The organism is Paenibacillus sp. EKM10P (assembly GCF_011800655.1).
Lineage (GTDB): Bacteria > Bacillota > Bacilli > Paenibacillales > Paenibacillaceae > Paenibacillus > Paenibacillus polymyxa.
This window is the reverse complement of sequence record NZ_JAALET010000020.1, coordinates 14,520-28,555: the sequence shown is the minus strand read 5'-3', so window position 1 is coordinate 28,555 and position 14,036 is coordinate 14,520. Positions and strand designations below refer to the sequence as shown.

The 14,036-nt window shown below is 40.2% G+C and carries 13 protein-coding genes and 1 pseudogene; 6 read left to right on the top strand and 8 right to left on the bottom strand.

Annotated elements, in window-relative coordinates:
• Positions 1 to 108: 108 nt before the first annotated feature.
• The gene (locus HFE01_RS24920) at positions 109 to 1,122 is read right to left on the bottom strand and encodes a LacI family DNA-binding transcriptional regulator (protein ID WP_107733598.1); all 1,014 of its coding nucleotides are present in this window, start codon (positions 1,120 to 1,122) and stop codon (positions 109 to 111) included.
• Between the two features lie 318 nt (positions 1,123 to 1,440).
• Between HFE01_RS24920 and HFE01_RS24915 the strand changes: the two genes are divergently transcribed.
• Positions 1,441 to 2,829, top strand: coding sequence for an MFS transporter (locus tag HFE01_RS24915; protein ID WP_107733597.1), 1,389 nt, complete (start codon positions 1,441 to 1,443; stop codon positions 2,827 to 2,829).
• Between the two features lie 760 nt (positions 2,830 to 3,589).
• Here HFE01_RS24915 and HFE01_RS24910 read toward each other — a convergent pair.
• The 3 genes from HFE01_RS24910 to HFE01_RS27665 form a co-directional block, all read right to left on the bottom strand.
• The gene (locus tag HFE01_RS24910) at positions 3,590 to 4,522 is read right to left on the bottom strand and encodes a poly(ethylene terephthalate) hydrolase family protein (protein WP_207714786.1); all 933 of its coding nucleotides are present in this window, start codon (positions 4,520 to 4,522) and stop codon (positions 3,590 to 3,592) included.
• 431 nt (positions 4,523 to 4,953) lie between these two features.
• Positions 4,954 to 5,925: an alpha/beta hydrolase gene (locus HFE01_RS24905; RefSeq protein ID WP_107733596.1), complete on the bottom strand. Its 972-nt coding sequence runs from the start codon at positions 5,923 to 5,925 to the stop codon at positions 4,954 to 4,956.
• Positions 5,922 to 6,056, bottom strand: a complete 135-nt coding sequence (locus HFE01_RS27665) for a hypothetical protein (RefSeq protein WP_258196266.1) — start codon at positions 6,054 to 6,056, stop codon at positions 5,922 to 5,924. The genes HFE01_RS24905 and HFE01_RS27665 overlap by 4 nt, the downstream gene beginning before the upstream one ends.
• A gap of 339 nt (positions 6,057 to 6,395) precedes the next feature.
• Here HFE01_RS27665 and HFE01_RS24900 point away from each other — a divergent pair, with 339 nt between their 5' ends.
• Entirely contained in the window at positions 6,396 to 6,911 is a 516-nt protein-coding gene (locus HFE01_RS24900) for a TetR/AcrR family transcriptional regulator (protein ID WP_016820902.1), read from the top strand.
• A gap of 87 nt (positions 6,912 to 6,998) precedes the next feature.
• On the opposite strand, the gene HFE01_RS24895 is transcribed toward HFE01_RS24900, so the two are convergent.
• The 3 genes from HFE01_RS24895 to HFE01_RS27660 all read right to left on the bottom strand — a co-directional run bounded on the left by HFE01_RS24895 (position 6,999) and on the right by HFE01_RS27660 (position 9,063).
• Complete coding sequence (locus HFE01_RS24895; protein WP_243208256.1) at positions 6,999 to 7,886, bottom strand: HAMP domain-containing sensor histidine kinase; 888 nt, start codon at positions 7,884 to 7,886, stop codon at positions 6,999 to 7,001.
• A 187-nt stretch (positions 7,887 to 8,073) separates the two neighbouring features.
• Complete coding sequence (locus tag HFE01_RS24890; RefSeq protein ID WP_016820900.1) at positions 8,074 to 8,751, bottom strand: response regulator transcription factor; 678 nt, start codon at positions 8,749 to 8,751, stop codon at positions 8,074 to 8,076.
• Between the two features lie 180 nt (positions 8,752 to 8,931).
• A complete protein-coding gene (locus tag HFE01_RS27660; RefSeq protein ID WP_257127120.1) occupies positions 8,932 to 9,063 on the bottom strand; it encodes a hypothetical protein in 132 nt (43 codons plus the stop codon).
• Here HFE01_RS27660 and HFE01_RS24885 point away from each other — a divergent pair.
• The 3 genes from HFE01_RS24885 (at position 9,020) to HFE01_RS24875 (ending at position 12,566) form a co-directional block, all read left to right on the top strand.
• Complete coding sequence (locus tag HFE01_RS24885; RefSeq protein ID WP_107733594.1) at positions 9,020 to 9,379, top strand: glycoside hydrolase family 3 N-terminal domain-containing protein; 360 nt, start codon at positions 9,020 to 9,022, stop codon at positions 9,377 to 9,379. The two genes, HFE01_RS27660 and HFE01_RS24885, sit on opposite strands and share 44 nt — an antisense overlap.
• 452 nt (positions 9,380 to 9,831) lie before the next feature.
• Positions 9,832 to 10,797, top strand: coding sequence for a poly(ethylene terephthalate) hydrolase family protein (locus HFE01_RS24880; protein ID WP_026065422.1), 966 nt, complete (start codon positions 9,832 to 9,834; stop codon positions 10,795 to 10,797).
• Positions 10,798 to 11,057: 260 nt separating this feature from the next.
• Positions 11,058 to 12,566: an alpha/beta hydrolase family protein gene (locus HFE01_RS24875; protein ID WP_113050721.1), complete on the top strand. Its 1,509-nt coding sequence runs from the start codon at positions 11,058 to 11,060 to the stop codon at positions 12,564 to 12,566.
• A 241-nt stretch (positions 12,567 to 12,807) separates the two neighbouring features.
• Here the strand turns inward: HFE01_RS24875 and HFE01_RS24870 are convergent, their stop codons facing one another.
• Positions 12,808 to 13,401: an SDR family NAD(P)-dependent oxidoreductase gene (locus tag HFE01_RS24870; protein ID WP_243208259.1), complete on the bottom strand. Its 594-nt coding sequence runs from the start codon at positions 13,399 to 13,401 to the stop codon at positions 12,808 to 12,810.
• Between the two features lie 7 nt (positions 13,402 to 13,408).
• Here HFE01_RS24870 and HFE01_RS24865 point away from each other — a divergent pair.
• Positions 13,409 to 13,687, top strand: a pseudogene (locus tag HFE01_RS24865) (tyrosine-type recombinase/integrase); the annotation flags it as partial.
• Between the last annotated feature and the right edge of the window lie 349 nt (positions 13,688 to 14,036).

The following is a 14,036-nucleotide window of genomic DNA, read 5'->3' as shown; positions in this document are numbered from 1 at the left end:
TTGCGAAAAAGTCTGCAAGAGAACGTTTCCATTATTCGGCGTTGGATTCGCTGAAAAGACCACCCCTGCCGGTTAAGCATTTCCCGCAACCCGTAGGAGCATCAAAGGTTAGGATACTCCAAGTTTTGTACTGCTGTCCCGAATTTCTAACTGATGAGATATGGACCAGTGGACAGCCGCCAATTCTTCTCCTCTAATAAGCTTAATGAGATTGCGGGCGGCGACCATGCCAAGTTCGGATGCTGAATATCGGACAGTTGACAATTTAGGCCGGATTATTGTAGCCATGTCAATGTCGTCAAATCCGAAGAAAGAGACCTGTTCAGGTATTTTCACCCCATTTTCGGCCAGAAAGTTCATAGCGCCTATGGCAACTCGGTCCGTTGCGCAGAACACCGCACTAGGCAGTGGGCCTGAATGATAAAGTTTTCTCATAGAGGTTATGCCATCTTCAACTGAAAAGCCGCTTTCCAACACACGTTCGGGGCGTACTGGCAGGTGAGCGGCCTTCAATGCCTGTTCATAGCCCAAAAAACGCTGATTGCTCACTGAAATATCCCCCGCTGGTCCCTGCAGCATCGCGATATCCTGATGACCCTGCTGTATTAGATAAGTTACCGCTTCAAAAGCAGCCGTTATGTTGTCAACATGCACGGAAGGAATGGTTTGGTCTCGGAAATCCCGTCCGACAAGGATGCAGGGAATTCCCGCCGCTTTAATGAGCGCGAATAGCGCATCCCGGATTCCGCTTACCGATATAATAATTCCGCTCGCCTGCATTTCACGGAACATATTGTAATAGTGTAATTCAGAGTCCGCGTCTCCCCCTGACAAGGCGATTATGACATCGAAGCCGTATAGATGCGCTACTTGATTGATGCCTTCAACCATGTCATCAAAAACGTTGTTTTTAATCGCGGGCAGAAGTACCCCAATCAAAGATGTATTATTCTTTACCAATGTCCGTGCTATGGCATTTGGACGGAATTGAGTGGCTTCAAGAACATCCAGAACTCGTTTGCGTATTTCGCTGTTGACCGTCTGGCTATTATTGATCACTCTGGAAACTGTAGAAATGGAGACGTTGGCCATTCGAGCCACATCTTTTATAGTCATTTTCATTGTACACACCGACTTTCAAGCAAGTATTTATTTAGAAAATAGGTTCTCAAAGTGGATTGAATTTATTATATCAGTTTATTGAATTGTTTATTGAGTTTAACAAAGATTCTAGAGCAAAGAAAGCGCTTGACCTTGGTTTATAAGGAGAGTATAATCAACTCCGGAAAACGTTTTCTAGTATTTTTTGGACGAACATAGTTGTTTTTACCAATAACCGACTGGATTCAGGGTATTTCAGCTTGTTTTTTTGATAATTAAGAAAACGTTTTCTTGGTAACCTTGAATTGTAGAGAATAACAAGGGAAAAGGAGCATGAGCATGAGAAGTTCAAGCGATATTGTTGTAAGGGGAAATGAGGCTTCAGTGCAAACCGGTTCAATTATTACGCTGAAAGAAAAAATTGGTTATGGATTCGGTGATTTTGCCAGCCAGTTGCTGTTTGCCGCCGCAATGACTTTTCTGTCCTACTTTTACACAGATGTAATCGGGATCAGCGCTGGGGTCATTGGTACTTTAATGCTAGTTGCACGCGTACTGGATGCGTTTATTGATGTCGCGATTGGGGCTTTGATCGATAAAACAAAGAGCAGACACGGGAAGGCACGTCCTTGGTTACTGTGGATGTCCGGGCCATTTGCATTGTCTGGAATTCTCTTGTTCACGGTTCCAAGTGGAAATATGACGATCACTATTCTATACATTTACGTTACCTATCTGCTGATGAACTTTATTTATTCCAGCATTAATGTCCCTTATGGTGTGCTTAATTCCATGATAACGCAGGATTCTTACCAGCGTTCTCTGCTTAATATTTTTCGTATGAGTCTGGCGAATATTGGTGCCTTGCTAATTAATTATTTCACCCTCCCGTTAGTGAAGTCATTCGGCGGCGGTCAAAAAGGGTGGATTTTCACCTTTATTATATTTGGCTTGCTCGGAACCTTTTTATTTCTTGTTACCTTCTTCAGTACCAAAGAAAGGGTTACTCCATCTGTTGTACAAAAGCCAATTCCGTTTGGACGCGCTTTTGGAGCGCTGATGCGTAATAAGTATTGGAAATTGATCCTTGGGTTTGCTGTGGTCTATTTTATAAATAACGCACTGGGCACAGGTATGAATATTTACTACGCACGTTATGTGTTAAAAGACGCCAATCTGATTGGAGTGCTCGGCATATCCTTACTGCTTCCTTCCCTGCTTGGTTATATGCTATTGCCCCCCATCGTCAAGCGGATCGATAAACGAAATTCCTCCATTATCGGAAGTATCCTCCTTATTGTCGGGTCGCTTGTTATTGCCGTCAGTCCCACAAGTCTGATGGCGGTCTGTCTGGGACTCGTTATTAAAGCGCTTGGACATGCCGCTATTCTCGGAACCTTCTTTGCCATGTTGGCAGATACCATTGAGTATGGCGAATGGAAGACAGGGATGCGCACCGAAGGACTGGTGTACAGTGCGGGTAGTTTCGGCACAAAAGCGGGAGGCGGTTTGGGAGCGGCACTTATCGGTTGGGGACTGGCATTGGGAGGATATGCTGGTGGACAAGCTACAATCAGTGCTACTGCGTTAGCGTCTATTCATTTCATGTTTATCTACGTTCCAATTATCTTGGCTCTCCTGCAAATTTTATTGCTGGCATTTTACAATCTAGATAAATTATTTCCGGGTATTGTCAAAGAGCTTGAATTCTTAAAAAACGCTGAATAGCTACTGGGTAAATAAGGTAGCCCATGAATGAACTCACCCTATTGTTGAAGTGACTAGCAGTAGGGCAGTTCAAGAGGGGCTGCTTTTTTCATTGAAGTAATGGGCAGTATTATTCAGTGGGAGACAATTTAAAACGGCTATTCCCCAATCGGGCAAGAAAATAAGAATATTCGTAAGATGATTAATATTTATAAAAGATCTTTGAATAGAAATTCAGTCGAAACTATCAAATGTGTGCTGTGGCATAACCCTTGGATCATAATAAAGAGTTATCCCTGTATGTAATGGAGAATATGAGTTAGTAAATCCTATAACCATTCGGCAGAGGAAGCATCTAATATAAAGTTTAGAAAACGACAGATTATTCAGAGGTTAAAAACAAAGCCTTTAAAGGGTCAATAAACAAACTACCCTACATCATATTCCGAATAAAACGCTTTAAACCTATCTACAAATAACCATTAGAGCAGCGATGTTTCCCATGAGTGAAGTATCGCTGCTTTGCTTTGTTGATTGATGGCATATGCGGATAATCAGTAGGCTGGAATCGTTAATGCGAATGAGTAAATTTCGTAATCTCCAGCATCTGGTCGGTCATATGCGATGCAGAAAATTGAGAGTTAGACTGTACCGTTCTTTCCTAAAGGCACAGACTTTGCCCAAGTATCCGATGTGGCTTTGGAGCGTTCGCTTGATTTAATCAACCATTGCCCGAAAATGTAAGGGGTGGAAAACCGCTCACGAATCTTTCACAAATCCCTTAATGGTTTTTTTTAATATCCTGCAAGTTTGCATTAGATAGAATTTCAGCATTCACTCCGAAGAATGCGTTTCCTGCTTCGGTATCGCCATTAAGATAGTACATAAACCATGCGGTTACATATCCGTCTGCATAGTAAAGCATTTGCCCATGATCGGCATCATTTCTTCTTGCCATCACTTTTGTGACATTATTGGGGATGTCGTTATAAAGTTTTTGCAGGCTTTCCAGAGGTGCAATCTGCTCATCTGTGTTGCCAGTGGAACCAATAATCATAGTTGGTGCTTTGATGAGCGTAGGATTAGATGTCCATTGCAGAGCTTCGCTCATCACAGTCTTCGCGGAACTTAACATTACAGCAGCTTTATAGATGTCAGAATGCTTCTGATCTGTAATAGCGTTTATTACACCGATGCCGCCCTGTGAATGTCCGGTAATACCAATATGGTCGAGGTCTATCTTCTTATAAAAAACATTATCCCCACCATTGATTTTATCTTTGTATTCATTCAAAAGCTCAAGATACCGAACAGACATTTCAGCGGAAAACCCATTCCATGCATACTCTTCTTCTGTGGCAATTGTGATAAATCCCCAAGAGGCAAGATGTTTTTGCAGTGCTTGATATTTAGAGCCTGTGATCCCTGTTCCGTTGACAAATACAACAACGGGGAGCGATCTATTCATTTCGGATATATCCGCTGGATAAAAAATCTCATATTTCTTAAATGACATCATAGCGGCACTTTCAAAATAACTTACCTCGTGCTCACCCATAGCTATATACTTTGCTTCCAACTCGCCGCCTGTTTTGACTGTTTCCGTATAATTATTCGGTACGGCAGGATTATTTGCTAAGTAAATCAACAAAGCGGCAATCAGTACTGCAATGATAAAAATAATACAACCAGTAATTTTCAACATCTTTTTCATGCACGTAAATCTCCTTAACTCTCAATAAATTATAAATTTAGCGTAGGTCTTGTGGATTGTCTGCCTTGTTTCCTTGAAGTAGTATACCGATCTGAATAAATTGAAAATAAACTGATGTAAGCATAGACCGATTACCGATTAGTTTAGTTATATATCTAAATAAAAAGCATATGTAGTTAACTTGAATAGGTAGCATAATGAAGTACGATTTCTCATTTCATATGACAAAAGACTCAAGAAGAGATAAACACGGGCGGAAAAGCCTGCTCAGACATATGTTGAAGCCGTATAATCTGAAAGAGCTGATTGACGGTTATTCTTAAGTTTTTCGTTTTCACTTTGGATAGTAGAGAAGGTAGTTTTTAAAAATAGTACCTTCTCTAAATCTGCACATTTTGTTGTCTCAAACAGAACAGCGGATCTAATCTGTCTTATTCACTCCCCATATATCGTTCCAGGTACTCATTCAACTTTTCTATATATTTTAAATATAGCTTATTGTCATTTTGCAGACCGTGCCCCGAATGAGGAAACTCGAAATAATCATGGGGAACATTGTTTTCTTCCAATGCGTTGATCAGATATTTTACTGTTCCGAACGGAGCAACCTTATCGTATTTTCCATAGGCAGCTAGCGTTGGTACAGAATTTTTATCAATCCACATAAATGGTGAAATATCTTTGACTGCTTCATCATAGCTTGCTTTTCCTATCATATCTGTTGTAATCGTGTTACCAGACATAACGCTGAATAAATTTGCTGCTGCCTCTGGATTCTGATCCAAACCGTAGGTAGCCCAGTCCTCTGGATAAAAGCTCGGTGGTCCTACCATCTCAAATACCATTTTTACAGGAATAGGAGAGGTGTCCGCATCACGGTAAGCATACAATAGCGCCAAAGTTCCACCTGCCGAGCCACCGGATATCGCCATTCTATCGAGATCGTAGCCTAACTTTTCCGCTTCCGCTTTTACAACTGGAATACTTTTTTTGATTTCCTGTGACATAGTATATACACTGGCTTCGGGATTATTTTCATTACGCAGCGTATAATTAATACCAGCGGCGACATAACCTTTTGAAGTAAGCCATTTCAGCATATTGGCGTCATCACTTTTGTCACCAGTTGAGAAACCTCCTGCATGGAGATATACGACAAGACCATAGCTTTTCTTTGTATTATCTGCTGGAACATAGAGATCAAATTTATTTTGCTCCTTATCGTCATAGGCGATATCTGAATATACATGCCCAACGGTGTCATTCCAATGAACCTGCATCTCTCCAGACAGTGGATTGTATGTCATTTTGATGATTGCTGAAGCCGCGAACACAAGAATAAAAACACCAACATAAATAAATCCCCACAACATTTTTTTTCTGCCTTTTCTCTCATTTTTCATAAGAAGTTACCTCCAAACAGTGTACCGCCGAGCAAAAAATTCATAAATGCCCGCACCGCAAGACGGCCCAAAAGGGCAGCTACGATGATAACTAAAATCAGAATAACCATGCGTTTTTGTGAAAGTGTCATCTCTTAATCTCCTTATCAATTTCTTCGTGATGTTACCCCTTGAGTTGTTTTATCCTAATGTTCGAACTTTTTTCCGTGCCGGAATTTGGGCCTTTTTACAACATACCGAACTATAAGCTAGGGAGCTGATATCGATTGGTCACTTAATAGGCTCAACTACAATTTTAACAAGAGTGATCAGAGGTCTTTTGTTATCATATTTTCTCCTTTATCTGGAATACATCCGTTGTATGAACTCCATAAAATAGACGTATCATTTTTTGTGTAACAAATGTATCATTGGTTAAAATCAGAATCAATGAATCGATAGAAAATGATACAGAAAGGAAAAAATGTAACGTGGAAGATAAAAGATTGAAAAACACACATGTGAAGCTTCAAATTACAAAATCACTTCTTGATTTGTTGAAAATGAAAGAACTTAAGGCGATTTCAATCAGTGATCTTACCTCAACAGCACAAGTAAGTCGCGTTTCGTTTTACAGGAATTATGATGAAAAAGAAGATGTGCTGAAAGAATATCTTTATAAATTAATAGACAGTTGGTATAAGGAATATCAAGATAGTGGTGGTACATCGGAAGATGAACTTTTGGGGAGTTTGTTTGGACACTTTAGTAAAAATAGAGATTTTTATCTGCTTCTTAGCCAAAGGAAATTGTTCTATCTGCTGAAGGAAATACTCAAAGAACTATTCGGACCAAAACCAGAATATCCAAACTTCGGTGCTTATGTAGCAGCTTATTTTTCATACGGATTGTTCGGATGGATTGAAGAATGGTTTGCTAGAGGTATGCAGGAAACTTCAGAAGAGATGACTTTACTTCTGAAAAATCGTGATTTAAATAAAAATTAATCTCCTGAGGTTGTTGGGATTTGGACATTTTCCAGAAGTGAATAATCCCATTTTCTCAATTTAGATGCTGAGAAAATGGGATTATTTCTAGGGTGAAGGAAGAATCACTTCAAAAGTTGTACCTGTGTCATCTGAGCTTACAACCCGGATCGCCCCACCATGCAGCATAACAATCTTTTGCGCAATACTTAAACCCAATCCATTGCCAGGGGAGGCGTGAGAAGGATCTCCTTGATAGAATTTATCAAATATGTGTTTTTGCTGATAGGCATCAATCCCTGGACCGTTGTTGTGAATAGATATACTAACATGTTGAATCTTCGTATTCATATCGATTGTGATCTCGGAATTCGAAGGCGAATACTTAATGGCATTGTCCAGAAGATTGATCCAAACTTGACTAAGCATATCTTCATTTGCAGTAACCATCAGTTCAGACGAATCAAACTGAAAGCTTATATTTTTCGCCGACCATTTCGGCTCCAACAATACAATAACCGTTCGGATGTGTTCGGTTAAGTTAAAAGTCGTTTTCTCAGTGATGATGGCTTGGCTTTCGATCTTGGATAACTGAAGCACATTTGTGGCAAGTTCTGCCAAACGTTCCGATTCATTGATGATGATATCCAAATACTCATTGCGTTCCTCATCTGATAAGTTTTTTCTTTTCAAAACTTTCGCGTACCCTCGTAAGGAAACGATCGGTGTTTTAAATTCATGCGAAAAATTATTAATAAAATCGGACCGCAGCATTTCAAGACTACCGAGTTCTTCAGCCATGTGATTAAAACTTCTGTTCAACTTTCTTAACTCTTTTGGCCCCTTAAGGTGAATACGGACGGAAAAATTCCCTTTGGCCAGCTCTTCAGAAGCATGTATGACTTTTCGAATGGGAGAGAGCGGGATTCGGCTAAATATCAACGATGCAAGGATACTGACCAGAATACTCACTGTTACAAAATATGTAACAAGCACTAAGCCACCTCCTGAATTTGGATCTTCGGCTGGAGGGGAAGTGTAGAGTCCGATATACACGAAAAACACGACAATGACCAACGAAAGAAAAATGGATATGAGCAAAATAAACAACACAATGAACGTAAACATAAAAGTTAGTCCAAATCCACGTAAAGATCTCTCTCTGATAAAGTTTATTATCCTTCTACTCACTATGTTTTACCGCCTTATAGCCAATTCCTCGGATGGATATGATTTCAAATTCCGGATAATCGCCAAATCGCTTTCTTAAACGGTTGATGTGAACATTTAACGTGATATCACTTGTTTCAGAGTCCATGCCCCAAATTTCATCCATTAGCTGAATGCGGGTGAAAATTTTATCTGGGTACGACAGCAATTTGTACAATAAATAAAATTCCTTCTGCGGCAGTGTCTGCACTTCATTCTCTCTTGACACCGATAATTCATCGTATTGCAACGTGATTTTTCCTATTTGAAGCTTCCGTTCATTCTGGATCTTGGCTCGCCGAAGCAAAGCCTTAATCCGAAGTAGCATTTCGTCTTCGTCCACAGGTTTGACCATGTAATCGTCTGTTCCTGCCATAAAGCCTTTACGTTTGTCTGCCGGTAAATGTTTGGCACTAACCATCAGAATAGGAATATCATTTTTGCTCTCGCGGATCGTTTGAGTCAACTCGAATCCATCCATTTGAGGCATCATGATATCAAGAACAATTAAATCAATATGCTGCTTGTCTAATAATTCTAATGCCACGATGCCATTCTCCGTCAAAAACACCTCGTATCCTGCAGACCCAATGATAGTTTTCATTAATTTGGCCGTATTTTTATCGTCTTCTACAACGAGAATTTGAAACATTCCCCTCAATCCTTTCCGTTACTCTTTAGTAACTGAACTGGCATTCTATCACAATGTACTGCTTGAAGTGAACAACGAGCACGACGCTTTTGTTTATTTTCAGTTTATATACTCATGGTAATATATGTCCAGCGAAGTACAATTCATCAAACCCCCGGATGTTCTGAATATCTAATATTTTCATTTGATTGTAAAATTAGGTGTTTGCCGGAGGCGCTGCTGAATATTCTGCTGGGCATCTACCCCGCTGCGGCAGGCCAGAATCGCAATGGTGAGATCCGCGAGCAGAAGTACGGCCATTCCCGTAGGCACGGCCCTTGCCCAGAGCTGGAACCCGGCGGTTTGCCAGGAGTGCGGCGACATTGTGGGGGAGGAGATGAAACGGTTAGGCGTGCACCTGTGGCTGGCACCGGCGATGAACATCCATCGCAATCCACTCTGTGGCAGGAACTTTGAGTATTTCTCGGAGGATCCTCTTATCAGCGGCAAATTGGCGGTTGGTATCATCTTGGGAGCCCAGAAACATCCGGGCTGCGGTGCCACGGTCAAGCATTTTGTCTGCAACAACCAGGAAACCAACCGCTTCAATTCCAATAGCGTGGTCAGCGAACGGGCAATGACATCATGATGCCTGGCGGCAGGAAAACCATGAAGGTTTGATGAACGCTTTGAACAATGAGACGGCAGCCTATCCGCTGACCCGCGCAAATCTGGAGAAGTGTCTTCGAGAGAGGCGCAGAACCCTCTATGTTTGTTATAATGACATATTTTATATTGTTTCTTCTAAGACATTAAGGGGATGAATACTGAAGATAATGCCGTATTTGAAGGCAAAACGATTGCCAGATAATTTGCCGGTATATAATTATGCACCCGATGTTGTATAGTTTATTTCATATTAGCTTAATGTTAGTAAAGGTGTAAAACAGCAGACATTAATTAATGGTGTTTGCTGTTTTTTTTATCAGCATGTTACATTTAATGCTTTATGTATCGTTTTGTCTTGGTTTATTGATTCAACTATTATCTGATGATACATTTGTTACACGAAAAAACTATCATCATACTCAGGAGGAAATAGTGAAAATATTAAAAAGGATATTGTTAGTTGTGTTTATCATAGTTATTGTAATTATTCTGGCAGTTATAGCGTTGTTTGCATTTCAGTCATACCGCTTTGATAATTATTATAAGTTTGTAAAGACTGATAAGCCAATAGAGGCACAATATACAGCTCTTGGACCAAATGAGGTTTCTTCTGTAGAATTCGATGCAGAAAATGATACCTATAAAAAATATGAAATTTGGTATCCGTCCGAAATGAAAGATCGTTCATCTGCATATCCTCTCGTTGTATTGGCAAACGGGACGGGAACCCCGGCATCAAAATATAAATCTGTTTTTAAACATCTTGCATCATGGGGGTTTATTGTTGTTGGCAATGAGGACTTGAATTCTCGAACGGGAGCTTCATCGTCTGCAAGCCTTGACTTTATGCTAAAGCTGAATGAGGATAGGGAGAGCGATTTTTATGGGAAAATTGATGTTGATAACATTGGGATCGGCGGACATTCGCAGGGAGGCGTGGGAACAATAAATGCCGTAACCAATCAGGAGAACGGTGATTTCTACAAAGCTATGTTTACGGCAAGCGCCACTTCAAGCTTCTGGGGACAGCAAAGCCAATTGGGAACCGATTGGAGTTACGACGTATCCAAGATCAAAATCCCTTACTTCATGGTTGCTGGTACGGGAGATTTTGATGCGGGAACTGCAGAAGACATAACGGCTACAGAAGGGCAAGGAATTACTCCGCTTTGGTCACTTAATACGAATTATTCCAATATTCCCGATACGGTAACCAAAGTTATGGCTAGGCGCGTAAACACTGACCACAGCGATATGGTGAACCATGCAGACGGATATATGACAGCCTGGTTTATGTATTGGCTGAAAGGTGATGTACAAGCGGGTAACGCATTCTTTGGTGACGATGCAGAGTTACTTGAAAATGCGAACTGGCAGGATGTTATTAGAAGTCAATGAATTATTTTTATATACAATTACAACAATGTTATATACCTGATAAAGGACTGGATTCCAGTCCTTTTTTAGTTGAGTTGGAATTACTTCGTAAGATTGCTACAGAACAGAAATATTAAGTTAAAAATATCCGTTTGTGTTTTATTTGGTTATAGGCATCATCATATCAGTTTATTTTCAGTTTATTCAGATCAGGTATATTACTTCAAGGAAAATAAGACACAAGACAGTAGACATCCTCAACAAATATCAAGGAGAATTCAATGAGAAAAATGATTAAAATAATAGGCATGTGTATATTGATATTCATTCTTTTGATCGTGGGACTGAGAATTAAAAATATGTTATTCCCTCCAAAAGTTGATAGCAGTGAACTAGATATTGATAAGATATTTGCACAACAGGCGCAATCCCAAGAAGGACTTCATCCTCTTGAAAATATTGAGCAGAGAACCATTGATATAAAATACATCAGCAAGGACAATATAGTGGACACCCGACAAATGAGGCTCTATATTCCGAAGGATGCGGAGCAGCCGATCCCCGTCATCTATATTCCTCACTATGAAATGACCGAGGATGCTGTGGAATTGCGCAAGTATCTAGCTGAAGGGTGGATGGTTGCTTCACCGACGAAATTTGATAATAAATACAACGGTCAGCTGACCGATGATGATCTGGTTTTCAATAATGCCGCCTTATATACGCTTCGTCATATGGAAGAAGTCGATCATCAAAGAATCGCCCTCGTTGGGGGCAGCGCAGGTGGATACACGACACTGATGCTTAACGCTTTGCAAATGGGGATTAATGCTTCGATCGCGAATTCACCGATTGCTAATGTGTACTTTAATTTTTATCAGTATTTTCCCGAAGGAAACCAATTGAACAACAACAAGATGGGCTGGGTTATGCTTAAAGGATTGTTTAAAATGATCACTGCGGAGATAACGGCGAAAGAAATGCTGAAAACGATGATGGACTTACCGATTCCGTTTCTAGGTATGGTATCTGGTATGTTTGAGCCGATCTTAGATAATTTTCCGGATAAAGAAGACATCGCAAGATGGGAAGCATTCTCCCCGGTTGCACTGGCAAATCATTTTAGTAGTCCTCTGGTCATCAATCATGTTACGTCTGATGTTTTGGTTCCAGTCGATCAGATTTCAAGACGATTCACCTATGAAGAAAACGGAAGTTCAATGCCGGAGGGGTTTTCGACAAGACTGAATAACAGCTATCCGGGAGTTCTCGGACATACTTTGGAAGAAGAACTGCCTTCAGACCTCACAAGAACAGTGCACATTATTATTACTGACCCGGATAAAGACAGCATACTTCCTTATGACAGTAAGAAACCGTTCAACCTGAACATTTACGACGATGGAACTGTAGAATCTTACGGGAGCCACCGAGCGACATCCGGAACAGGTGTAACCGATGATATTCCGTATCTCAGAGATATGCTCTCCCGTAGCTTGGCAGAAACAGAAATGCTGCTACCTGGAAAGCTTCTTCTGCTTTTGGATCGTTTTCAGGGAGAGAGTACACAATTACCTGCTCATCAAGGAATTGATGATACTGTTTATGGCTCCCTTGTCATTTATCAGCAGGAAGTCGTAGAGGAATTAAATCAATGGGCAGAAAATCATTCTCTGGATGGATTGAATCATTTTATTAAGGGATCAATCACAAATATCGATGATACCGTGTTAAAGAACCAGTACACAGCCACATGGAAAGAGATAAAGGAAAAATTATCACGAATGTAAATTAGTTACTGCAGCATCTTGTTAAAAATTTAACAGGATGCTGCAAACTTGATTTATTTAGCTGGCTCTAAATGAAGGATGAGATGTGGATATACAGAAAAGGGCAGCAGAAACAATACATTAGCTATCCTGCCAATATGTGATTTTATTATTTGTAATCTGCGTTTATCGTTGTTTCTTTCCATTGTTCTATGCTGGCAAGCATGTTGTTAAATTTATAGGTTGCCGCATCATAGGCTTGTTAACCAAGCAACAAACGAAGTGGAGGTTCCGTTGTTTCCACGACTTTAATAACCGCTTCAGCAGCCTTTACAGGATCTCCAGCTTCTTGACCAGCACCAAGTTGAATACCTTGCAGCATATGGCCGACAATAGATTCTTTAAGCTCAGGTATGCTTGTCTCAGTCTTGGCAGAAGAACGGCCACCCCAATCTGTACGAAAACTGCTTGGCTCCATTAAAGTCACATAAATATTAAAAGGAGCCAGTTCTTGCGCAAGACTTTCGGAAATACCTTCAACGGCGTATTTTGTTGCGTGATAATACCCGAGAGTTGGGAAGGAAGTTAGACCGCCAATGGACGAGAAGTTTATAATGTGACCACTTTTTTGTGAGCGCATGTAGGGAAGTACAGTATTCGTAATATGCATGAGTCCCCAGAAGTTAATTTCGAACATCTTACGCGTTTCTTCTTCTACGCTTTCCTCAACAGAGCTAAAATATCCGATACCTGCATTGTTCACGAGCACATCAATACGTTTAAACTTCTCAATCGTATGGTCAACCGCATTTCGGATCTGTTCTGGATTAGTGACGTCGAGTGGGAGAGCGAGCACATGATCTTCATGCCCGGCTGGAAGAAAAGGAGGCACACGAAGACTTACTCAAAGATCCATAGAAAAGTTAATTCAAAAATATGCTAATCTTTATGGTAAACAGTCTTTAAATGTGCATGCTTTGAGACTTGCAACTAGATATCATAAGGCTAACAATGATGTTCCAAAACTGAAGGATCAACTAGGTCATTTATCAGTACAGACAACGATGATATATACACATTTATCAGATGACGATCTGAAGACAGCGGTTAATAAAATGGATTTAGATTTTTTTATGCATTAACTCTAAGTTCAATTGTAATTCAGTAGATGATTATTGAAGATAAAGTTATTGCATAAAGGATGGATGATATGATTTATGCCACAACTTTATCTTCATTTTTACTTATGCAATAATCTTAAGTTCACTAATGCAATAAAGTTAACTTCAACGGACAACTGTACATCGACACAAAGTTACCTACCAAAGAAACCCTTATTTTATAAGGATTTTTCTGTTTTTAGTAGGCAACTTTGTGTCATTATTTCGTGACACAAAGTTGCCTACTTGACTGGGAAATGACACTAAGTTACCTACTTGACTGGAGAAGTAAAAGTTTTATGCAATAGCATTACTGATACAGCTATGCTTA

What these genes read in the sequence shown, in the direction of transcription:
- HFE01_RS24890 (WP_016820900.1), bottom strand. Translation starts at nt 8,751, where the DNA reads ATGTTTCAAATTCTCGTTGTAGAAGACGATAAAAATACGGCCAAATTA.
- HFE01_RS27665 (WP_258196266.1), bottom strand. Translation starts at nt 6,056, where the DNA reads ATGACACTTTCACAAAAACGCATGGTTATTCTGATTTTAGTTATCATC.
- HFE01_RS24910 (WP_207714786.1), bottom strand. Translation starts at nt 4,522, where the DNA reads ATGAAAAAGATGTTGAAAATTACTGGTTGTATTATTTTTATCATTGCA.
- HFE01_RS24915 (WP_107733597.1), top strand. Translation starts at nt 1,441, where the DNA reads ATGAGAAGTTCAAGCGATATTGTTGTAAGGGGAAATGAGGCTTCAGTG.
- HFE01_RS24885 (WP_107733594.1), top strand. Translation starts at nt 9,020, where the DNA reads ATGGTGAGATCCGCGAGCAGAAGTACGGCCATTCCCGTAGGCACGGCC.
- HFE01_RS24905 (WP_107733596.1), bottom strand. Translation starts at nt 5,925, where the DNA reads ATGAAAAATGAGAGAAAAGGCAGAAAAAAAATGTTGTGGGGATTTATT.
- HFE01_RS24875 (WP_113050721.1), top strand. Translation starts at nt 11,058, where the DNA reads ATGAGAAAAATGATTAAAATAATAGGCATGTGTATATTGATATTCATT.
- HFE01_RS24920 (WP_107733598.1), bottom strand. Translation starts at nt 1,122, where the DNA reads ATGAAAATGACTATAAAAGATGTGGCTCGAATGGCCAACGTCTCCATT.